We start from the raw sequence: 22,561 nt of genomic DNA on the forward strand, positions 1-22,561 counted from the left end.
CAGCCTATGGCTTTGATATTCTGCGCCGCTATGCCCAAATGATTGAAGCCCAAGGCGGCAGCTATTTGTGGTATTACCCGGTCGGCAACCCTGGTATCTCTGGCCCCGACACCCTCGCCACCGACGGCTGGGGCAGCACGGCAATGCTGGCAGCGCTAATCGAAGGCGCAGCCGGGGTGACCGATCAAAGTGCGTTGTATCAGCATGCAGTGCTCAGCCCACGTTGGATTGTTGAGCCAGATGTGCAACAAGCCCAGGTCACCACCCGCTATGCTGCTTCGCAAGGCTATATGAGCTATCGCTGGCAACGCCAAGCTCGTGGTTTTCAGCTTGATTTTACCGGCAGCGCTGAACAAGTCACATTGCAATTATTGCTACCCAACGATGCTCCACAACACGTTAATTTAACGATCAATGGGTTACCATCATTCGGCCATGAACGCACAATCGGCCAAAGTCGCTACCTTGAACTGCGGCTAAACAAGGCCACTGGTTCGATTATGGTCAATTGGTAGCACGAAAAACCGCCTTAATCGGCTGATGATCAAGGCGGTTTTTAAGCTTATTGATTATTGAGGAATTGATTGTTTGAGGGTTTGCAATTGCTCAAACAATTTCGCTAAAATTTCGGGATACGCTGCACCATCAATCGTCGCGATCGATTTGTTGCCCGTAGTCAGGGTATAGCTAAACATATCGCAGCAACTACCCAAATCGCCGTAGCTTGGGGCAAGGCTCGCAAAGGCTGGATCATTCAAAATTGTTTGGAGTGCGGTCAATTGTTCGGGTGTGGCAGCGCCAACCCGCAAGGTACTTGCAGCGCTCACACTGGCTAATTCTAGTTTGCCATCACTCCAAATCGTCAGGGTCTCGTTAATTCCAGCAATTCCACCAGTTTGGGCGAAGGTCAGCAGCACTTCAGGGTTGGCTGCACTGGTTGCAGTTGGCGCAGTTGTGGCGGTAGCTGGTACGCTGGTTGGGGTTGCTCCACCACAGCTTGCTAAAACCAACAACAGCAATCCAAGCCATAATCGTTTCATTCAGTCGTTCCTCGAACAAACGTCTCATACCGGGCAATTTTATATTGGCTGGGGCTAAACAATACGCTGCCTTCAAAGCGGGCGGTAGCATCGGGCGAAAGCGTACTATTGCCCGGCGTGATTGTATCGACCCCAATAATTTCATCTTTTTCGTTGTAGGTTACTAGATAGATAAGAATTGTTCGCGTGCGTTTTCCGCCTGTGTTGGTAATCTTGCCAGTCACCTCGTAGAAAATCCCATCAGGGCTAATCTCTAATTCATCAATTTTCAAATCAGGGTATTCAAAAGCACTGCCCAAAGCATTATTTAAACCAAATACTTCATATTCAATCGTTTGATATTCGGGTGCTTCGCTGAGCACCAAAATCCATGGGGCACGCTCGCCTGGATTGACCACTGCGATTACCCCATAGCCAGTCTCAAAATCAACTTCTTTCCCATCCACCAAAAATGTTGCTTCAATTTTGATCGCACTTTTGGGCGTATCGGTGTTATTGGTCACCATGCCATACATCAATAAGGTTGTGCCAGCCTTGCGTGAACCAATATTTGAAAGCGTAAATTCAGCTTCAGCATTCGGATCGGCGGCCTGCGGAGTTTTCGCAGGTGGTTCAGCCGCCACAACCTCTGGTGTTGGAGTTTTTCTATTAGCAACTGCGGTGGCAGCGCTACCGATTGTTGGGCGTGGGCGTTGAGTTGCCAGATCAGGAATTTGCACAAAAATATCGGGATCTTTGGGCGGTAGTTTTTCATCAAAAGCAGCATTGATTGTATAAACGCCCAAGCCACCAATGATCACGATCGAGAGTAGGGCTAACCAAAACCATGGCGAAATGCCGCGCCGTGGTGGCTGACCAATCAGCACTGGATTCGGTTGGGGCATTGAGCCATACTGCGGTTGGGTTGGCCCTAAATTGCCAGTGTTTGGCATTCCGCCATATTGGGGCTGGCTAGGATGGCCGCCATATTGCGGCTGGCTCGGCTGGGCTGCACCATAACTTTGCTGGCTTGGGAAAGCAGCATAATTAGCAGGCATAGGCTGCTGTGGACGCACAACCGTTGGCCCTGAATAATTTTCATAGCCAACTGGAGTTGCCGCATTATTCATAATCGAGCGCAGTACACGGGCAATCTCGCCCATGCTTTGCGGGCGATTTTGCGGCGCTTTAGCCATCATCGCCATAATTAAGCCATCAAGCGCTGGCGGCAACAAGGCTCCAGTGGTGCTGGGGGCTGGCGGCTGCGTATAAACATGGCCAAACATAATTTGGGCCGTATCGCCCTCAAATGGCAAGCGTCCAGTTATCATTTGAAACAGCAGCACGCCTAAAGCGTAAATATCGGTGCGGGCATCAAGCGGTTGCGCTTGAATTTGCTCAGGAGCCATATACGAAAGCGTGCCAATAATCATGCCGCTTTGGGTTAATTGATGTTCTTTCGATTCGCTATCGGCCAAACGCGCCAAACCCAAATCGACCAATACAGCACTGCCATTGGGGCGAATCAAGACATTGGCTGGTTTGATATCGCGGTGCAAAATCCCTTGACTATGGGCATATTCCAAGGCATCGGCCAATTCGGCCGTAATTTTCAGCACTTTTTCCAAAGGCATGCGGCCTTGGCGCAACTCATCGCTGAGGCTTGGACCTTCGATCATTTCCATCACAATAAAGGGCATGCCTTTATCTTCATCAACATCAAATACCCGCACAATATTGGAGTGCGATAGCTGCACTGCCACCTGGGCCTCGCGCAAAAAGCGCTGGCGAGCATCTTTAGTAGCATTGCCTAAAATGATTTTAATTGCCACAGAACGCCCAAGTTGTGGATGGATCGAGCGATACACAGCGCCCATACCACCAGCCCCCAAGGGTTGGCCCAGCGTATATTTGCCTAAGGTTGTGTTGGTTAAATCTGTCATGATCGCCTCTTGTTGCATGCACCACGCCGATCCATCTTAGCACACCATAGCAAGATTGTATGTACAAACGATGAATGTTGCTTAAACGTTCCTTCATAATTGACGTTTGGATGCACGGTTGTGTTTCCGTTAAAAAGCAAATGCCCGCTACGCACTCAGCGAGCAGGCATTTGACCCATTGGATCGCTCCTGTTATTGAGCCGCAATCCGAATGGTAGCTTGTTCAAGCACCCCGTACAACCAGGTTGGTACAATCCCCAAACCAAAGATCAACAGGGTGATGGCGGTCATTACGATGCCAGGCCCAAAGCCAACCTTGATTGGTTCGTCGGTTTCCGCAGGCGCAAAATAGACAGCCTTGAGGAAGCGCAGGTAGTAATACAAGCTGATTACGGTATTGCTGACTGCGAAGATCACCAGCCACTTTGCGCCTTCTTGCCAAGCAGCAATAAAGACATAGAACTTCACAAAGAAGCCTGAGAGTGGTGGAATCCCCGCCAACGACAAGATTGCAACCGTTAAGAGCAACGCCAAGCCAGGCGCACGACGGCCCAAGCCATTCAAGTTGCTAAAGTCGGTCCCACCCACTGCATCTTCGACCAAAGCCAAGATACCGAAGGCGCTCAAGTTGGTGACGGTATAGGCAATCAAATACATCAAGAGCGAGATGCCGCTATCGCGTTGGGTGCCAACCAAGCCTAACATCAAGAAGCCTGCTTGGGCGATTGATGAATAGGCCAACATGCGCTTGGCATTGGTTTGGGGCAAAGCCGCCAAGTTGCCAACCAGCATGGTCAAGGCTGCCAAAATCGCGATCAGGCTTGTCCAGCCACCAAAACTGGTGCTGGTGCCAATTGCTGCCGTACCAAGAATGCTGGGTGCGCCGAAGCCGGTCACCAACACCCGATACAGCAAGAAGAAGCCAGCGGTTTTTGAGGCGGTCGAGATAAAGGCCGTCATCGAGGTTGGCGCACCTTGGTACACGTCTGGCGACCAAGCGTGGAACGGCACAATCGCAACTTTGTAGGCCATCCCCGCGAGGATGAACAACAGCGCTAAGATTGCAACACCTTGGCTTGGGCCTTCGGGGTTAGCAAAAGCCAACTCAACCGCCGTTGCCACTGAGCGCAAGCTGGTTGGAGTTGTGGTCATGGTCTGACCATTCATCAAAGTCAAGCCCAAGAGCAAGCTCATACCAAACAGCAAGATTGCCGATGAAAGTGCCCCGAAAATGTAGTATTTGGCCCCAGCTTCGGTGCTGACCGGGTTGCGGCGGAAGTAGCCAGCCAACACATACAGCGGAATACTGGTCAATTCAATGCCCAAGTAAATCATAATCAATTCGCCGCCAGCGGTCATGAAAATCATGCCAAGGGTAGCAAATAAGATCAGGGCATAGAATTCGGCTGGATTATTCGAAGGCTTGGCTTTGCTAGTCAAAATCACCGTCACAAAGGCTGCGCCGATAAACACCAAGCGCCCAATGTGGGTCAGTGGATCAACCACAAATGCCCCGCCCAGAATACTGCCATCAAGGCCGCTGCTGCGCAGATTTTGGAAAATACTGAAGTCGTAGAACTTCCAATCGCCAAACTGCATCCAGCTGAAGAAACCACCTTGGATCAACACCATCACAAATGCCAAACCCAAGCCCATCAAGGTCATGCTGATGGCTTCTTCGGTACGATCGTTTAATGCTTCCTTGCCCTTCGACCAACGCGTCAGGACATCGCCAAGCAGCACCATGGCCGCAATCGCCAGTAGCAAAAACTCAGGGATGAGCCGCGTAAAATCAGCTATTTGAAAATTCACGTCATTCCTCCCTAACGTCCTGCTAGATCAATCATGCGCTGGGCAATGGGCTGGACACCGGTCGCAATGTAGTCCATGATGATGCTGGGGAATAAACCAACCCCAATCACCACAATCGCCAAGACTGTGCCTGAGAATTTTTCTTGCCAAGTCAGCGGTGGCAAATCATGGTAGTGCGGGTCTTTGACCTCGCCCATAAACGCCATATAGCCAACCCGCAAAACATAGGCCGCAGTAATTGGAATCGACAAAGCTGCGACTGCCGCCACCAAGGGATATTGGTTCATCACGCCAGTGAAGATCGTGAACTCGGCCATAAAGCCTGCCGTGCCTGGCATCCCCATCGACGAGAGACTCGCGATGATGAAGACGACAAAGGCAAATGGCATAACTTTCATCAAGCCACCGAGTTCAGGCAATTGGCGGGTGTGCGTCCGTTCATAGACCATCCGACCAACCACCGCAAAGAACAAGGCGGTCATTACGCCGTGGGCAAACATTTGCATCACTGCGCCGTTGAGCGCGGTTTCGTTCATCGAGGCCAGCGCCAACATCACCAAGCCCATGTGGCTCACTGATGAGTAGCCGATCACATACTTGAAGTCTTTCTGAACCATCGCAATCGATGCCCCGTACACGACGTTCATCAAGGTCATGACGGCAATGCCTGGCAACCAGAATTGTGCGCCGTTTGGCATCAACCACAACGCTGCCCGTAATGCACCATAAGCTCCCAGCTTCATCAACACCCCAGCGTGGAGCATCGAAACCGCTGTCGGAGCAGCCACGTGACCAGTTGGCGACCAAGTATGGAAGGGGAACATCCCCGCCAACACGGCAAACCCAACAAACACTGGCAAGAAGAAGATTTTTTGGAATTCGAGGCTGAATACCCGTTGTGAAAGCTCGACCATATTAAAGGTACCGCCCACAACGTAAATCGCCACCATCCCAATCATCAAGGCTGCCGAACCAACCATCAAGTAAATGGTAAGTTTCATCGCGCCATATTCTTTGCGCGTCGAACCCCAAATCCCGATCAGCAGGTACATTGGCAACACAGCCAATTCATAGAACACGAACATCAGGAACAAGTCGAGCGCCATAAACACGCCGTACACGCCGACCACCAACAAGAGCAGCAGGACGAAATATTCCTTGACCCGATCTTCGATATTCCATGAGATGAATGTGCCAGTGAAAATCACCAAACCATTCAAAACAATCAAGGGCAAGCTGATCCCATCAGCGCCGACCAAATACGACATGCCGAGCTGCGGAACCCAATCTAGCTTTTCGACAAACTGCATCTTGGTGCCCATATAGCCCGTTGCGTTGGGATCATAGGCAAAAAAGACCAGCAAGGCGATGCCAAACGAGATTGTCGCAACCACTGCCGAGATAATCCGCATGGCTTGTTTTTGCTCTTTGGGCAAAAACATAATCACCAAAGCCCCAAGTAAGGGAATCAACCAGATAAGGCTCAGGTACGGAATGCCCGCTGGCAAACTTTCGATCAAATGCATCGTTTAACTCCGTCCACGTTACAGGTTTGTAAACACCTGAGCCATCACCGTGGCTGCGTAGTTTGATAAATCCATCAGTGGCTTGGGGAAAATCCCAAACACCAACAGTACAATAATCAACGGTAGGGTTACGTTGAAGGCCCAATCACCAACTTTGATGTCTGGCAGGTTGGTCAGCTTGTGGTTAACTGGCCCGTAGAAGATCTTTTGATACATTCGGATCAGCACCAAGGCAGTCACAATCAAGCCCAACACAGCAATTGTGGTGATCACTGGCTGCGTGCCCCACGCGCCACGGAAAATAAAGAATTCGCCGACGAAGCCAGCCAAACCAGGTAACCCAAGGTTGGCAAACATCGCCACGCCCATAATCCCAGCAAAAATTGGCATAACTTTACGCAAGCCGCCAAATTGATCAAGCTGGTACGTGCCAGTCCGTTCGTAGAGTTCACCCGCGAGGAAGAACAATGCGGCGGTGCTGAAACCGTGGGCAACCATCTGTGCTTGCACCCCATTCATTGCTGAGGCGCGGATATTCACGGCTAAGTCGCCAAGGCTTTCGGGCGCTGCCGAAGCTACTGCCGCCAAGCCAAGCAAAACATAGCCCATGTGGTTAATCGAAGCATAGGCGATCAAACGCTTAAGGTTGATTTGGGCCAAACCAGCGTAGGCACCAAACAAAATGCTTGCCAAGGCCAAGATTGCTAACGCTGGTGCGAAGAATTTGGTTTGTTGGGGGAAGAGCATAATCATAATGCGGATCATGCCATACGCACCCATCTTCGACATCACGGCTGAGACAATCATCGAGCCACTGGTTGGGGCATTTTCGTAAGTGTCGGGCTGCCAGGTGTGCAACGGCCAAACTGCCAATTTCACCGCAAAGGCCACAAAGATACTCCAGAAGACAATTGCTGCTGGGGTGCCATTGCTTGTACCCAAAATGCTGGTCAAGCCAATATCTTCGACGGCGCTGAACAACATTGATTGCAAGGTTGCGCCGCTGGTGTAGCCTGCACCCAATTTTGGCGCAAGCAAGGCTGGATCAACGGGCAAGCCCTGACCCAAGCGTGAGAGCACCACCAAATCGAAGGTACCAGTCGCCAAATAGATAAATTCGAAAATCAACAACATCGCCACCGAGCCAGCCATCGTATACACGAAGAACTTGAAGGCAGCGTAGCGGCGGTTTTCACCACCCCAGTTGTTGATAATAAAGAACATTGGCACCAAGCTGAATTCCCAGAACAGGAACAACAGCAAGAAGTTGAGCGATACGAAATAGCCCAACATCGCCGATTCCAACAACAACATCAAGGCCAAATAGACGTTTTGGCGATGTTTGATGCGGAAGGCTGCCAAGATACAGACTGGCGTTAACGCTGTGGTCAAAAACACCAGCGGGAAGTTCAGGCCATCAAGGCCAACAAAATAGTCAGCGTTGAAAAATGGAACCCAGCGCACCCGATCCACTTGCTGGATCATGGCTTGATCGCCAGCGACAGAAGCGAGGGCTGGATTAAACCCACCGCTAAGCCACAAGAAGAGCGTGAGTCCGAGTGGCACCAAGCTCCACGCAAACACCCCCCAAGCAATCGTGCGGCTGTTTTCGGCTGGCTTGGGGAATACCAAGGCCAGCAACATCCCCACCAATGGCGAAAGGGCAATTAGCGTGGTGATGCTCCAATCACTGAATTTGATAAATTCGTTCAGCATTCGCTCACGCTCCTAGAAGGCATACATATAAATCAAGGCCAACAGCACCACGCCACCAAAGATGTAGGCACCGTAGTCTTGAATCTTGCCCGTGGCCGATTGACGCACCCCATCGCCCACCATAATCGTGCCTTCGCCAATATCGTCGGTGACGGTATTCAACGAGAAGTCGTCGATGATGAAGTTGATGCGGCCAATAAACAAGGTCAGCAAGCCTGTCAAGTTGACCACCCGATCAACCACATGGCGGTCGATCCAGTTCATTACTTGGCCTGCGCCATAGGTCAGGGCAATAAAGGTCTTGTCGTAAATCTGGTCGATGTAGAAGCGATTTTCCAACAGCGTCCAGATTGGCCCCAAAGCTCCGGCCAAGGGGTCACGATCATTGGCATTTTTGAAGGCGTTGCGATAGGTCAAATAGCCTAAACCAGCACCAACCAAAGCTACCGCCGTGGCAATCCCCGCCACCATGAAGTCAGGTTTAGGAATAAGTCCGCCTGGGTTCACATAGTCAGCAAACCAGTGAATGCCCAAGAAGCCAGCGTTGACAAACCCAGCAAACACCGCAAACAAGCTCAAAATGATCAACGGAATCGTCATCGAGCGCGGCGATTCGTGGGGATCATGGGCTTCGTGATGATGGTGATGGTCGTCGTGGTCGCCATGACCGTGATCATCGTGACCATGAGCCGCAGCGTGAGCCAGCTTCCGTGGTTCGTAGCCACGGAACTTGCCAAAGAACACCACCACAATTTGGCGGGTCATATAGAACGCCGTCAAGAAAGCGGCGGCGGTCAGCACACCATACACCACATAATGGTGATGCAGGAAGGCATCAAGGATAATTTCGTCCTTCGACCAGAACCCAGCAAACGGTGGAATCCCAATCAAGGCGAAGAAACCAGCCATATAGGTCAAGAAGGTGATTGGCATGAATTTGCGCAAGGTACCCATGTTGCGGATATCTTGGGCTTTATCAGGATCATGGCCAACGGTTGCTTCCATCCCGTGGATCACCGAGCCAGAACCAAGGAACAAGAGTGCTTTAAAGAACGCGTGGGTCAGCAAGTGGAACAGCGCTGCAACCCAAGCGCCAATCCCTAGTGCTGCCACCATGAAACCAAGCTGCGATAAGGTCGAGAAGGCCAGAATGCGCTTGATGTCATATTGCGCCACCGCAATCAGGGCTGCGAACAAGGCCGTGAATGCGCCAATAAAGGCGACTACTGGCAAAACTTCGCTGACCGCAAAGATTGGGAAAGTGCGAATGACCAAGAACACCCCAGCCGCAACCATGGTCGCAGCGTGAATCAACGCTGAAACAGGCGTTGGGCCTTCCATCGCATCGGGCAACCAAACGTGCAGCGGAAACTGCGCCGATTTGCCAACCGTGCCAAGAAATACTAAGCCTGCCATCAAAGAAGCAGCGCTAATTCCAGGAATCAAGCTCGTAGCAGTTTTGATGCTTTCCAAAAATTCGCCGTTGTAAATTTGGCCTGGTTCATGGCCGAAGGTCAACGAGCCAGCCTTGTTGTAGATGTACATCATCCCCAACATCATGCCCACATCACCAATCCGGGTGGTGATAAAGGCTTTTTTGGCAGCTTCGCGAGCCGAGGGCTTGAAGAACCAAAAACCAATCAACAAGAACGAACACAGACCCATCAACTCCCAGCAGATAAAGAACAGCAATAAATTATCTGCCAGCGTCATTCCCAACATCGAAGCGGTAAATAACGCAATATAGGAGAAGAAGCGCGATTGGCGTTGGTGGCCTGTGGGGAATTCATCGTGAGCCATATAGCCCACTGAGAAGAGGTGAATACACCATGCAGCCAGCGTGACCATCGCCAACATCAGCACCGTAGCACCATCTAAGCGATAGCCAAATTTAAAAAACCCTGAACCATCTGGTGCCCATGCAAACGATTTAGCATAGAAATTCCCAAATGTTGGAATTGCGGTTTCCGCATGGCCACCTTCAGCGGTAGCCTCGCTGGCCGATTCTTGGCTAGCTGCGGCAACCAATGGTGCATTAGGGAATCCTTCGCTGATCGATTGTGCTAAAACACCCCAGGCAATCACCGTAGCCAGGCCAAGCAAGACTAACGCCGTGGTATACGACGCTTTGCGCGAGCGCCCAATCGGTGGCACGAGGGTGATCAACACAAATGCTGCCAATGGCAGCAGCGGAATCAACCACGCAAGATCAAAAAACGGCATTGATCAGTCCCCTACTTCGAGACGAATTACAAAGGGTGGTCAAAGTGCTGGGCACTCTCGCCGGCCTTGGCAAAACGTCACTATCCTTTAAGTGTATCTATTTCGTCAGCGTTAATCGTCAAGCGAGCACGATAGATTGCAATCACCATTGCCAAACCAACCGCCACTTCAGCAGCGGCAACTGCGATGGTAAAAATTGCAAAGACCAAGCCCGCTGTGCCCGTTGGTTGTAGGTAGCGCCAGAAAGCGACTAAGTTAATGTTGACTGAATTCAACATCAACTCAATCCCCATCAGCATCCCCACGATGTTGCGCCGTGAGAGCGCCCCAAACAGGCCGATGCAGAACAATCCGGCAGCGAGGGTAAGCACCCACACTAATGGGACAGAACCAACCATCGTTTTCTCCTTATGCCTGTTCGGAATCTAGCGCAACAACTGCGCCTTCAGCATCACGAGGCTCGACAATCCCACGTTTTTTCAACGCAAGCTCTTCAGCCAAGGTCAGCACACGGCGACGGCGGGTTCGTTCTTCATAGGCAATTACAATCGCCCCAATCAAAGCCATCAACAACAAAATTGAAATAACTTCAAAAGGCAAGAGGTATTCGCCCATAAACGAGCGCCCAATCTCGGTAGCGGTTGCAACTTGCAAGCCAGCGGCGGCAGTTCCTTCAACCGGAGCTGGGCCAACTTGAGCCAGTTTCGAAGCTTCTTCCCAAGTTGAGCCATGCTGCCAGAGTGTTGGCACAATCACTCCGAATAGCCCCAAGGCAATCAACAGGGCTACCCACCAGCGCTCAAATACCACGCGCACACCTTCACCAGTAACTTGGCGTGTGAGCATGATAGCAAACAAAACGAGGATTGAAACAGCCCCCGCATAGACCAAAATCTGGACAACTGCTAAAAATTCAGCTTCCATCAGCAAATAGAGCGCTGCCACCCCGATAAACGAGGCAATCAGCCATAATGCTGAGTGGATGATGTTTCTGACTGTCACGACCATAATGCCCGAACCGAGCGTCAGCAGCGCGATGACAATAAAAACACCTATCGCAATCGGGTTCATCAAGCTAGTCCTTCCGTATGAAGGATGGAGCAATCGCCCCATCCTTCACGCTTGCGCTTTTACGATAATCCAAGAGCAAGTTCTTCGTCGGTTGTGTATAAGTGTTTCTGGACGTTGCGGTTGGTCAGGCGCATAATCAGCGCGACAGCCCCTGCATTGATCAAGAGGGTCAGCACTACGGCAATTGCCAAACGCCCCCAATTGGTGGCATCAGCAGTGCTTGGTGCACCAAACCACTCGGTCAATTGCGGCCATTGTTGATCCCAGCGCAGCAGCGCTACCCAGAACGAGGCGCTGAGAATGTTGACCAATACCAAGGGCAGCAAGAACTTCCAAGCAAAGCCCATCAGTTGGTCAACCCGCAAACGTGGTACTGTTGCACGGATCAAGACCATGATAAAGAACAGCGCGAAGGACTTGAGCAGGAAGTAAATCAGTGAAAGCAAACCACCAGCAAAGCCACCCAGCGCATCAACCCCAGGCCCGTTGCCACCACCAAGGTAGAGGGTCGCGGTGATAAAACAGACGGCTAGGTTGCTCATGTAGTTTGAGAGATAGAAAACCGCAAACTTCATGCCGCTATATTCGGTCATATAGCCTGCGATAATTTCTGAGTCGGCTTCGGGAATATCAAAGGGTGTGCGCTCGCCTTCGGCCAAACTGGCTGTGAAGAACAAGGCAAAGCCCAACAAGCCCACTGGTGAGAAGACAAACCAGCCCAAGCCGCCAAAGTCATTTTGTGCTTCGACAATCTTTTGCAGCGACATCGAGCCTGTCATCAACACCACGGGAATAATCGCCATAACTTGGGGAATTTCATAGCTGATCAATTGCGCAACCCCGCGCATCCCCCCCAGCAAGGCAAATTTATTGTTGGAACCCCAACCAGCCATCATCATGCCAATGCTGTGCAAACCGCCAGTCGCGATCACAAACAACACGGCGGCGTTCAAATCGACGGGGAACATGCGCCCCCACGGAATGACCGCAAACGAAAGCACGGTTGCCCCCAGCATCACCACTGGAGCCAAAAAGTGCACAATTCTATCTGCTTCACGGGGCGTTGCATCTTCCTTGGTCATCGTTTTGATCGCTTCGGAAATTGGTTGCAACAACCCTTGAGGACCAACGCGGTTGGGGCCGCGGCGGTCTTGCATATACGAAATAGCGCGGCGTTCATACCACGTCAGGAACATCATGCCAACCGAACCGCCCACGAGAATGAGGGTTACTTTAATGATGCTGGCAATCAGAACACTCAGCCATGATGCAAAGCCTAGTTGTGTTAGTGCATCAGCCATCGATTATTCTCCTCGTTGGGCACGTTTCGCAGCGCGAATTGCCTCAAGCTTGGCACGTTTGTCTTCCGACATGTTCTGACCAATTGCCGCAACTGGGCCACTTGGTGCGGCGCTGGCTGCTGGCGTATCGACAACTGTTTCCACAATTGGCGCAGCTTCAGCGACTGGTGCAGCACCAGCATCGCCACCACCACGCTTAGCAGCGTTGGCAGCACGAATTGAAATCAGCTTGGCAACTTTTTCTTCTGGCATGTTTTTGCCAATTGCTGCCACAGGGCCGCGTGGCTTAGCAGCAGCGGCTGGCGCAGCGCCAGCTACTGGAGTTGCAGCGACGGCAACCGCAGCACCACCCTTGACCTTTTGGCCATGGTCGCGACCAATCGCGCCTGGGCGGCGTTTGATATTGTTTTGCAACTTCTTCATGGCTTGTTCTTTGACATCCGACCACATGGTTGGCGCAATCGCTTCGTAATACGAGATTGGGCGCAACAAACGGTCGTAGTTCACATCAAGCTCTGGGTGGTTGCCCGTTGATAATTCAAAATCATGGTCCATTTTGATTGCATCAAATGGACAAACTTCGGCACAGTAGCCACACGACATACAGGTGTCGTATTCCAACACAAAGTTGGCAGCGGCTGGAACTGGCTTACCAGTTGCGGGATCTTTCGCTTGGGTAATGTGAATCACCTGCGGCGGGCAGATCCGCTCACATTGGAAACATGAAGTACACAATTCATGGCCAGTTGCATCATCGTAGAGCAAAATTGGCATATTGCGATAAGCCTCAGGCAGCACCAGCCGCTCTTCGGGATATTGCACATTGAATTGGCCTTCGGTATCGGCGCGGTCGCTGTTGGGTTTGCCAAACAAAGCCTTGCGGAATTTGCGAAACACAATTCCCAAGCCCTTGGTCATCCCCTGACCAGCCCGAAAATCCGCGTCATTGCGTTCAACAACGAACACGTCTTCAGTTGCTAAGTGGCTCAACGTCATCGGTCTACCTCGCCCATCACGATATCGATACTACCCAAGATAACCACAACGTCGGCAATCGAGTAGCCTTTGCACATATCAGCCAGCGATGAAAGGTTGATGAACGATGGAGCACGCACTTTATAGCGATACGCGCTACCTGAGCCATCGCTCACAAGGTAGAAACCAAGTTCGCCTTTGGGCGATTCAACCCGCGCATAGGCTTCGCCAGCAGGAGCTTTGAGGCTTTGTTGCTTGACTTTGGGGTTGATAAAGCCACCAGTTGCATCGGGCAATTGTTCGATCGCTTGCTCCAAAATTTTGTACGATTCGCGCATTTCGGCGATCCGTACCAAGAAGCGGTCGTACACATCGCCAACTGTGCCAACTGGTACTTTAAATTTGAAGCGATCGTAAACGGCATAGGGTTCGGCTTTGCGAATATCATAGGCAACGCCTGAACCACGCAAGACTGGACCAGTCACGCTATAGGCCAGCGCCAACTCTTTGGGCAACACGCCAATATTACGGGCACGCGCCAAAAGAATTTCACTGTTGAGCAACAAGCCTTCAAAATCGTCGAAGTAGTGCGGTAAACCCTGCATCAACTTCTTCAATTCGGTGATGAACCAATCGTCGATATCGCGCACCACCCCGCCAAAGCGGCAGTAGTTACACATCATGCGAGCGCCCGACACATACTCAAACATGTCGAGAATTTTTTCCCGTTCGCGCATACCCCAGAGCAATGCCGTTTGCCACGCACCCATGTCGCCGAGCATAAAGCCCATTGCGGTAGCGTGGTTCAAAATTCGCGAAAGCTCATCCATAATGACGCGAATGTATTGGGCACGTTCAGGCACTTCAACGCCGGCAAGCGTCTCGACAGCCCGGGCATAGGCATGATTGTTGACCATCGAATTAAAGTAATCGAGACGGTCGGTGAAGGGCATATTTTGCAAATAGGTATTGACTTCACCAAGCTGCTCGTGATTACGATGCAAATAGCCAAACACTGGTTTAAGGTCAACCAAGGTTTCGCCATCGACAGTCACCAACATCCGAAACACACCGTGAGTCGAAGGGTGCTGAGGACCAATATTAATTTGCAGTTCTTCAGTCTTTAGCATTGACTATTCTCCCGTGACGTGGGTATATTTATCGCCCGTCTTGGGGAAGTCTTTCCGCATTGGAAAGCCCTTAAACTCATCCCACATATAGATCCGTGCCAGATTTGGATGGCCAGGGAACACCACACCATACATATCGTAGGCTTCGCGTTCTTGCAAATCGGCACCAGGCCAGGTGGGAGTTAGCGATGGAACAATACACTCTTCTGGGCTACGACCAATCCGCACCCGCACCCGTAGGTCGGGGCCACCCTCAGCAGCGTTATAAAATTGATAGACAACTTCGATTAACCCTTGTTTGAGGTAATCGACCGCTGTGATGTTAGAAAGCAAAGTGTAGCCAAATTTATCACGGATGAAGTGGGCAACTTCGACAAGTGCCTCAGCCTTAACCACTGCATCGAAATCGAGCAATATGGTTTGGCCTTCGCCATGAGCTTCGGGTTGGTCGGTTGCTTGGGTATCCCAACGGGTATCTAGGGCGTTGGGCATTTCGGTTTGCAGGATCGAGCGCAGTTCGCCTCTAGCCAGCAATGCCATGGGCTACCTCCTCGATCGTTACCGTGCCAGCCCGCAACATTGGCTTGGGCTGATTGCCTTCCAAGGCTTTAATTGATGCATCGCGTTCGCCTTTGCCACCCAAGGCTGGGCTAACAAATGGCGGCATTTTGGGCGTGCCACCCACGGGGTCGGCAGTCCCAGGGATTCCAGGCACTTCCAAGCCTTCAGCACCAAAAATTGGCACTGGAAACTCGTTGACCACGCCTTCATCATCGCCATACCAACGCACTTGTTGTAATGATTGCACATCGATTTGCGCTTGCAAGGTCATCAAGGCGTGCAACAAAGCTTCAGGGCGAGGTGGGCAACCCGGAATATACACATCAACCGGAACATATAAATCAACGCCGCGCACCACATTGTAACCATCGCGGAAGGGGCCACCAGAGGTTGCACAAGCTCCCATCGAAATCACATAGCGTGGCTCAGGCATTTGGTTAAACAAACGAACAACCTGTGGAACCATTTTCTTGGTCACAGTCCCAGCAACGATCATCACGTCAGCTTGGCGGGGCGAGGCGCGAAAGAGTTCCGAGCCAAAGCGCGAAATATCATAACGCGAAGCAGCTGCGGCAATCATCTCAATCGCGCAGCAAGCTAACCCGAACTGCATCGGCCACACCGAAGAGCGGCGACCCCAGTTGTACAGCTTATTGATGGTCGTAAACAGCACCCCCTGCTGCTCAAGATCCATTTGCGTTTGTAGATCAGACATACGCCCTCCGGGCAAAATGGTGAATTGAATTAGGCCAAGGCCCAGCGCAGCCGCGCCGCCTCCGCGCCGTCACTCCCCTATTCGTCGTTTAGATCCACTCAAGTGCGCCTTTTTTCCAGGCATACACCAAACCGATGGTCAGAATTGCTAAAAAGACCACCATTTCAAAGAGGGCAAACAAGCCCAGTTGCCCATAGGCCACTGCCCATGGATACAAAAAGACCGTTTCGATATCGAAAATCACAAAGGCCAAAGCATACAAGTAGTATTGAACTTTGAATTGGACCCAGATATCGCCAATCGCCTCCAAACCACACTCGTAGGTCGAAAGCTTGACTGGTGTGGGTCGGTTGGGCCGTAAAAAGGCCGACAGCACCAGCGGCAAGAGCGGAAAGGTGATCGCGGCAAGCGCGAAGATCCCGATAAACGCATAGTTTGTAAGCATAGGTCGGTCTCCTAGTGATGCCTGTTACAAACACACAAAGAGCGAGACGGGTAAGCCCCAGTACTCGCTGTACATAATTGCACTAACACCGTGCAGCCATTGCGAAGTATATCACAGGCAGATTAAACTGACAAATAACTTTTAACCCTCAAGAGGTGGTTTTTAGCCCTTTATAATCAGCTATTTCGAAAATCGAAAATTATGTCAAGTTCTCATCTGGGTTGGTTGCAAACGCTGTAACTGCGGGTTTTAGGGGCTAAAAAAGGGGCAGCAGCATCAAGCTATTGTCAATGCTGCTGATCAGAGTTAACGTGAAAGTTTGAGCTCGATCCGCCCAATCCGAATGATGTCGCCATAGACAATTGGCGTTGGATCAGCTACTTCAATATCATTAATAAAGGTGCCGTTGGTTGAGCGCTGATCTTCAAGCCACCAGCTATCACCACGCCACTCCAACAGGGCATGCTCCGAGGATAAAAATGAGTCGTTCAGGGCCACATCGCTATCAGGCCGCCGCCCAATCATATTGACCGCGCCAAGCTCAAAGGCATAGCCACGCTGCAAACCAGTATCGCCACTCGACATGACAATCAGTTTGCCATATAAATTTTGCGCCGCTCCCGCCAGCACGCCCGCACCACCAGTTCCTGTGCCAACTACCTGCAATTCGCGCCGAATAACCCGTACTACCTGGTACAAAAAGAAGTACAAGAAAAAGATCACGCTAATTCGTAAGAGCAAGATTACAAAATCGAGCGTAGCACTGGTGATGCTCTGACCCATTTAGGCCTCCTCAAAACGCAATTCCAAGCCGCCGAGCGACACAATATCGCCGTTGCGCAGTTCCCGTTCTTGCACCGGATCACCATTGACAAAGGTTCCGTTGGTCGAACGCACATCGCTGACCCAAAAACGTCGCGCCCGATAGCGCAGTTGGGCATGCTCGCGCGAAACCCGACTATCTTCTAAAATCAAGTCGTTATTCAGGCCACGACCCAAATTGGTCACCGATTTTTTAACTGGAATCCGGTGTTCGCCTTGGTCAGTATACAAGATTAAGTTGGCTTTTGGGGTAGCTGGCTGGCCAGTCATCGCCGCACCATTTGGCCCGATCATTTGGGTATTGCCGCCCAAGTGCGCTGGCGCTTCGCTGATTTGGCCATCGATCATAATTGAGCGTTGCTTAACCGCCGGATCAGCCACCAACTCAACATTTGGATGGTTGATCATGGTAAAACCACGTTCACGGGCTAGCTCAGCCAAATAGCGGGCCATCTCGTGCTGCAAATTGGTTTTAACTGGCTCAAAGGCTTTATAATCATCAGGGTGCAAGTGCGCTTTATAGGCATTCGGCACCAAAATCCGATCCATGCTAATGGTTTGCTGGCTTTCCATGGCCCGCTCAAGGCGCTTGCCAATTTCGGCTGGCTGAATCGGGCTGCGGAACAAACGTGCCACATTGCCCTCAACCATCCCTTCCATAAATTGTTCAAAGCGTGATAATGCACTCATCGATATTCCTCCGTGCGCAGGAGTTGACTAAGCAGCAATCTGCGATAGATCAACCAAGAATTGTTCAATCGCCGCATCGCCGCGTAGATGAAAAACCAGTTTAGTCGTTTTAGCCTCAGCTAGGCGTTTCAACACTTTTGGTCGCCGAGCCTTTGGGTACGTCCAGACAAATTCAAAAGCTACTCGATCGAGCTTTTCGGGGCAATCTGGCGCTAAATCAGGCCGTGAACGTCCGTGATACATGATTCGGCGTTTGACCACCCGCCATAAACACAATAAGCGTGGCTGATCAACAAAAATAATAGTATCGGCATAAGGCCAACGTTCATCGAGCGTTGCTGAATAATTGCCATCCATAATCCATTCTGACGCTTGCACCAATTCGCGTTGTTGCGCTCGCCATGTCTCGCGATCTGGCTCGACCCAATTTGGTCGCCAAAAATGGCTATCGAGATGGATGACTGGCAACTTCAAAACTGCCCCAAGTCGCTTGGTCAGTGTGCTTTTGCCCGACCCCATAGAGCCAAAGATCAAAACCCGCCGAATCGCTTTCACTTGGCTGGCTCCTTGACCGCTGCACCCAAATATGAAGGCTCTAAGCTAGTCAAATCGTCGCGTTCGCCCGCTTGCAGCCGATTCCAAGCAATCTCGGCTAAGAAACCAGCGCGGCGCAAACCAACCGCTGGCGATGGAATCACAACCCCAGCCCCTCGTGCTTCGTTAATTGACAACGCTAAACGAGGGTCAACATCGCCGCAAACTAACGCCAATTCAGGAATTGCCGCCAACAATTCTTCGCGCGAAACATTGCGTTCAACTCCGATTCGCGTCCAAGCTCGGCGTAAGCGATATTCAGCCATGGCATACCGATCGCGCCCAAGTTTGATCACGGCAATCACGCTGCGCCCAATCCGCTGATGGGGATAGGCCAAGGTTTCAAGGCTGCTAATACCAAGCAACGGCAAATCGTGGGCCAAGGCTAGGCCTTTGGCACTGCTCATGCCAACCCGAATGCCGCTCCACGAGCCAGGCCCAACCGAAACGGCAACCCCAGTTAATTCAGCTGGGGTCAGATCAAGGTTGCTGAGTAATTGCTGGGCCATTGGCAATAATTGGCTGGAATGGCCGCGCCCAGCAAACCAATTGGCTTCAGCACGTAATCCAGTGGCATCGTACACGGCAACCCCAGCGGTGTCGGTGGCAGTATCAAAGGCAAGTAACATAACAATCTCAATCTAACAACACAGGCAGAAGGCCCAATTATTTACCACGTAAGCGCTGGATCAATTGCTTATAGCGCTCGCCATGCGGCTTGAGTCGCATCATCCGTTTAGTTTCGGCTAAGTGATCGATCCGAATTTCCAGATATTCACTGGGCAACGAGTCGGAGACCCGTTCAGCCCATTCGATCACACAAATTGCGCTATCGTCCCACAATTCTTCCAAACCAATCGAATCGAAATCCTTGGCATTACCCTCAAGTCGATACAAATCGATATGGTGAATGCGGGTGCGACCATGGGTTTTATCGGCAGTATAGTTATTGACTAAAACAAAAGTTGGGCTGGTAACGTCTGCTTCAGGGATACCAAATGCGCTGGCAATGCCCTTGGTGAGGTGGGTTTTGCCCACGCCAAACGTCCCAAACAACAGCACTAAATCGCCAGCGGTTAAGGCTGCACCGATCTGCTGACCAATTCGCACCGTGTGGGCTGGCCCATGGCTAACCACATCGATGCTATCAGGCTCTAAAATGGCAGGAATACGTGCTTTCATAGGCTCAATTGTAGCATATGCTGGCTGAAAACGGGCATCATCCCAATTGCCATGGCTCCTATGCTCTACGCTACTTGTCAAGCCGATCAATGCCGCTTTAGCATAGCGCCTAAATTAGCAAACACCGATGATATTTCGCTGAAATCATTATGTTCAGACAATCTTCTAACATTGGCCTACTATGTTTTTAACAAGGCTCTGCTATGCTAACTGCAACGACAACTGAATAGGGAGGTTTCGCACAGATGAATTTGAATATTTACACCGAAAAATCACGCGCAGCTATTTTTGATGCCCAAAGCATCGCTTCTCGCAACGGCCAAAGCGAAATCACACCAGAACACGTTCTTGTGGCCTTGCTCGAACAAGCTGATGGCGTGGTTCCGCAAATTATCACCAAAATGGATCGCGATCCGCAGGCCTTAGTTGCTGCGGTTAATGATGAAATTCGCCGTTTGCCCCGAGTGAGTGGCACTCAAATGCAGCCTGGCATTGGACAACGCTTAGATCAAGTATCTCAAACCGCCGAAAATGAAGCCAAAGGCATGGGCGATGAGTATGTTTCCACCGAACATCTCTTGCTTGGCCTCGCAAGCGAACGCGCCAAAGGCCCATCGCAACGCTTGCTGACCTCGTTTGGCATTACCAAAGATGCGATTCTCAAAACCTTAACTGCCATCCGTGGCAATCAACGGGTCACCGACCAAAATCCCGAGGGTAAATATCAAGCGCTCGAAAAGTATGGCCGCGATTTAACGACGTTGGCCCAACGCGGCAAGCTTGATCCAGTCATTGGCCGCGATGAAGAAATTCGCCGCACGATTCAGGTCCTTTCACGCCGTACCAAAAATAATCCAGTCTTAATTGGTGAGCCAGGCGTTGGTAAAACTGCGATAGTCGAGGGCTTGGCGGCGCGGATTGTGCGCGGCGATGTGCCCGAAGCACTGCGTAACAAACGTTTGATCGCGCTCGATTTGGGAGCGCTGGTGGCAGGCGCAAAATTTCGCGGCGAGTTTGAAGAACGGCTCAAAGCTGTGCTCAGCGAAGTAACCTCGGCTGATGGTCGGGTAATTTTGTTTATCGATGAGTTACATACCGTGGTTGGCGCTGGTGCTGCCGAAGGCTCGATGGATGCCTCGAATATGCTCAAGCCCGCATTGGCTCGCGGCGAACTGCACACAATCGGGGCAACCACGCTTGATGAATATCGCAAATATATTGAGAAAGATCCAGCATTGGAACGCCGTTTCCAACCTGTTTTGGTCGGCGAGCCAAGTGTTGAAGATACCATCTCGATTTTGCGCGGCTTGAAAGAACGCTACGAAACCCATCACAACGTGCGAATTACTGATGCAGCGATTGTCGCCGCCGCAACCTTATCCAATCGCTATATCGCTGATCGCTTCTTGCCCGACAAAGCAATTGACTTAATCGACGAAGCTGCTGCCAAACTACGCATGGAAATCACCAGCGATCCGGTTGAACTCGATGAGATCAAGCGCAAACGCATGCAATGGGAAATTGAACGCGAAGCCTTGAAACGCGAAAAAGATCCTGCCTCCAAGGAGCGCTTGGAGCGGCTCGAACGTGATTTGGCCAACTTGCGCGAACAACAGGCAGTGCTCGATACCAAACTTTCCAGTGAGCGCGGCGCAATCAATGCTATCGCTCAACTCAAGGAAAAAATCGATCAAACCAAGGTGCAAATCGAGCAAGCTCAACGCCAATACGATTATAACCGTGCTGCCGAGTTGCAATATGGCACGCTCAACAGCTTAGAGCAACAACTCGGCGAGGCCGAAGCCAAAGTTCGCGATATGCAAGAACATGGTATGTTGCTCAACGAAGAAGTCTCCGAAGAAGATATTGCTCAAGTTGTCGCCAAATGGACGGGTATTCCGGTTTCCAAGCTGTTGGAAGGCGAATTGCAGAAACTGGTCAAGATGGAAGAACGCTTGCATGCCCGCGTGATCGGCCAACACGAAGCGGTCAAAGCCGTTTCCGATGCAGTGCGACGTTCACGGGCCGGCTTGCAAGATCCCAATCGACCACTAGGTTCGTTCTTATTCCTTGGGCCAACTGGGGTTGGTAAAACCGAGTTGGCACGGGCTTTGGCTGAATTTTTGTTCGATGACGAAGCAGCAATGGTGCGGATCGATATGTCGGAATATATGGAGCGTCATGCCGTGGCACGGCTGATTGGTGCACCTCCAGGTTATGTTGGCTACGAAGAAGGCGGCCAATTAACCGAGGCTGTGCGCCGTCGCCCCTATAGCGTGGTGCTGTTCGACGAAATTGAAAAAGCCCATCCCGATGTGTTCAACACGCTATTGCAATTGCTCGATGATGGTCGCCTGACCGATGGCCAAGGTCGGTTGGTCGATTTCACCAATACCGTGGTGATTATGACCTCGAACATCGGCAGTAATCGGATTCAAAGTTTGGTTGATGATGAAGAAGCGATGCGCGAAGCCGTGTTGGAAGAATTGCACGACGAGCTACGGCCTGAATTCCTCAACCGGATCGATGATGTGATTATCTTCAAGCCCTTGACTCAAGCTGAAATCAAACATATCGTCGATATTCAGGTTGATCGGCTGAGCAAACGCTTGAGCGAACGCAAACTTAAATTGGTGTTGAATGAAGCGGCCCGTCAGCACTTAGCTCAAGTTGGCTATGACCCAGTGTTCGGCGCACGGCCACTCAAACGCGCCATCCAGAGCGAGTTGCTCAATCCATTGGCCTTGGAAGTGCTCAAAGGTAAATTCCCAGGTGGCACAACCGTCAATGTTGATGTTAAAAATGGCAAACTCAGTTTCGACTAAGTGCTAGCAAT

The 22,561-nt window shown here is 51.2% G+C and carries 20 protein-coding genes and 1 pseudogene; 2 read left to right on the forward strand and 19 right to left on the reverse strand.

Going from position 1 to position 22,561, the window contains the following annotated elements:
- Positions 1 to 515: pseudogene (locus tag DEF47_RS06875) on the forward strand (glucosidase family protein); the annotation flags it as partial.
- Between the two features lie 54 nt (positions 516 to 569).
- Here DEF47_RS06875 and DEF47_RS06880 read toward each other — a convergent pair.
- The 19 genes from DEF47_RS06880 to tsaE all read right to left on the reverse strand — a co-directional run bounded on the left by DEF47_RS06880 (position 570) and on the right by tsaE (position 19,725).
- The gene (locus DEF47_RS06880; RefSeq protein ID WP_012192512.1) at positions 570 to 1,040 is read right to left on the reverse strand and encodes a hypothetical protein; all 471 of its coding nucleotides are present in this window, start codon (positions 1,038 to 1,040) and stop codon (positions 570 to 572) included.
- Positions 1,037 to 2,962: a serine/threonine-protein kinase gene (locus DEF47_RS06885; RefSeq protein ID WP_012192511.1), complete on the reverse strand. Its 1,926-nt coding sequence runs from the start codon at positions 2,960 to 2,962 to the stop codon at positions 1,037 to 1,039. Before DEF47_RS06885 ends, DEF47_RS06880 begins: the two co-directional genes overlap by 4 nt.
- Positions 2,963 to 3,154: 192 nt before the next feature.
- Positions 3,155 to 4,774 (reverse strand): NADH-quinone oxidoreductase subunit N, encoded by a 1,620-nt coding sequence (locus DEF47_RS06890; RefSeq protein WP_012192510.1) that lies wholly within the window; start codon positions 4,772 to 4,774, stop codon positions 3,155 to 3,157.
- A gap of 11 nt (positions 4,775 to 4,785) precedes the next feature.
- On the reverse strand, positions 4,786 to 6,300 hold the full coding sequence (locus DEF47_RS06895; protein ID WP_012192509.1) for a complex I subunit 4 family protein: 1,515 nt from the start codon (positions 6,298 to 6,300) through the stop codon (positions 4,786 to 4,788).
- Between the two features lie 18 nt (positions 6,301 to 6,318).
- A complete protein-coding gene (locus DEF47_RS06900; protein WP_012192508.1) occupies positions 6,319 to 8,016 on the reverse strand; it encodes a complex I subunit 4 family protein in 1,698 nt (565 codons plus the stop codon).
- Positions 8,017 to 8,028: 12 nt separating this feature from the next.
- On the reverse strand, positions 8,029 to 10,239 hold the full coding sequence (nuoL, locus tag DEF47_RS06905; protein WP_012192507.1) for an NADH-quinone oxidoreductase subunit L: 2,211 nt from the start codon (positions 10,237 to 10,239) through the stop codon (positions 8,029 to 8,031).
- Between the two features lie 80 nt (positions 10,240 to 10,319).
- Positions 10,320 to 10,637: an NADH-quinone oxidoreductase subunit NuoK gene (gene nuoK / locus DEF47_RS06910; protein WP_012192506.1), complete on the reverse strand. Its 318-nt coding sequence runs from the start codon at positions 10,635 to 10,637 to the stop codon at positions 10,320 to 10,322.
- A 10-nt stretch (positions 10,638 to 10,647) separates the two neighbouring features.
- Positions 10,648 to 11,310: an NADH-quinone oxidoreductase subunit J family protein gene (locus DEF47_RS06915; protein ID WP_012192505.1), complete on the reverse strand. Its 663-nt coding sequence runs from the start codon at positions 11,308 to 11,310 to the stop codon at positions 10,648 to 10,650.
- Between the two features lie 59 nt (positions 11,311 to 11,369).
- Positions 11,370 to 12,611: an NADH-quinone oxidoreductase subunit NuoH gene (nuoH, locus tag DEF47_RS06920; RefSeq protein WP_012192504.1), complete on the reverse strand. Its 1,242-nt coding sequence runs from the start codon at positions 12,609 to 12,611 to the stop codon at positions 11,370 to 11,372.
- A gap of 3 nt (positions 12,612 to 12,614) precedes the next feature.
- Entirely contained in the window at positions 12,615 to 13,607 is a 993-nt protein-coding gene (locus DEF47_RS06925; protein ID WP_012192503.1) for a 4Fe-4S binding protein, read from the reverse strand.
- The gene (locus tag DEF47_RS06930; protein WP_012192502.1) at positions 13,604 to 14,716 is read right to left on the reverse strand and encodes an NADH-quinone oxidoreductase subunit D; all 1,113 of its coding nucleotides are present in this window, start codon (positions 14,714 to 14,716) and stop codon (positions 13,604 to 13,606) included. Before DEF47_RS06930 ends, DEF47_RS06925 begins: the two co-directional genes overlap by 4 nt.
- A gap of 3 nt (positions 14,717 to 14,719) precedes the next feature.
- Complete coding sequence (locus DEF47_RS06935; RefSeq protein ID WP_012192501.1) at positions 14,720 to 15,256, reverse strand: NADH-quinone oxidoreductase subunit C; 537 nt, start codon at positions 15,254 to 15,256, stop codon at positions 14,720 to 14,722.
- The gene (locus tag DEF47_RS06940; RefSeq protein ID WP_012192500.1) at positions 15,240 to 15,992 is read right to left on the reverse strand and encodes an NADH-quinone oxidoreductase subunit B; all 753 of its coding nucleotides are present in this window, start codon (positions 15,990 to 15,992) and stop codon (positions 15,240 to 15,242) included. The genes DEF47_RS06935 and DEF47_RS06940 overlap by 17 nt, the downstream gene beginning before the upstream one ends.
- A gap of 88 nt (positions 15,993 to 16,080) precedes the next feature.
- Positions 16,081 to 16,437, reverse strand: coding sequence for an NADH-quinone oxidoreductase subunit A (locus DEF47_RS06945; RefSeq protein WP_012192499.1), 357 nt, complete (start codon positions 16,435 to 16,437; stop codon positions 16,081 to 16,083).
- 306 nt (positions 16,438 to 16,743) lie between these two features.
- Entirely contained in the window at positions 16,744 to 17,220 is a 477-nt protein-coding gene (locus DEF47_RS06950; protein WP_012192498.1) for an FHA domain-containing protein, read from the reverse strand.
- The gene (locus tag DEF47_RS06955; RefSeq protein ID WP_012192497.1) at positions 17,221 to 17,949 is read right to left on the reverse strand and encodes an FHA domain-containing protein; all 729 of its coding nucleotides are present in this window, start codon (positions 17,947 to 17,949) and stop codon (positions 17,221 to 17,223) included.
- A gap of 27 nt (positions 17,950 to 17,976) precedes the next feature.
- On the reverse strand, positions 17,977 to 18,504 hold the full coding sequence (locus DEF47_RS06960) for a P-loop NTPase family protein (RefSeq protein ID WP_012192496.1): 528 nt from the start codon (positions 18,502 to 18,504) through the stop codon (positions 17,977 to 17,979).
- The gene (gene tsaB, locus DEF47_RS06965) at positions 18,501 to 19,172 is read right to left on the reverse strand and encodes a tRNA (adenosine(37)-N6)-threonylcarbamoyltransferase complex dimerization subunit type 1 TsaB (protein WP_012192495.1); all 672 of its coding nucleotides are present in this window, start codon (positions 19,170 to 19,172) and stop codon (positions 18,501 to 18,503) included. Before tsaB ends, DEF47_RS06960 begins: the two co-directional genes overlap by 4 nt.
- 37 nt (positions 19,173 to 19,209) lie before the next feature.
- A complete protein-coding gene (tsaE, locus tag DEF47_RS06970) occupies positions 19,210 to 19,725 on the reverse strand; it encodes a tRNA (adenosine(37)-N6)-threonylcarbamoyltransferase complex ATPase subunit type 1 TsaE (protein ID WP_012192494.1) in 516 nt (171 codons plus the stop codon).
- Between the two features lie 245 nt (positions 19,726 to 19,970).
- On the opposite strand from tsaE, the gene clpB reads away from it, so the two are divergent.
- Positions 19,971 to 22,550, forward strand: coding sequence for an ATP-dependent chaperone ClpB (gene clpB / locus DEF47_RS06975; protein WP_012192493.1), 2,580 nt, complete (start codon positions 19,971 to 19,973; stop codon positions 22,548 to 22,550).
- Positions 22,551 to 22,561 lie beyond the last annotated feature (11 nt).

Origin of the sequence: Herpetosiphon sp. (genome assembly GCF_003512625.1) — a bacterium.
In the GTDB taxonomy this organism is placed as follows: domain Bacteria; phylum Chloroflexota; class Chloroflexia; order Chloroflexales; family Herpetosiphonaceae; genus Herpetosiphon; species Herpetosiphon aurantiacus.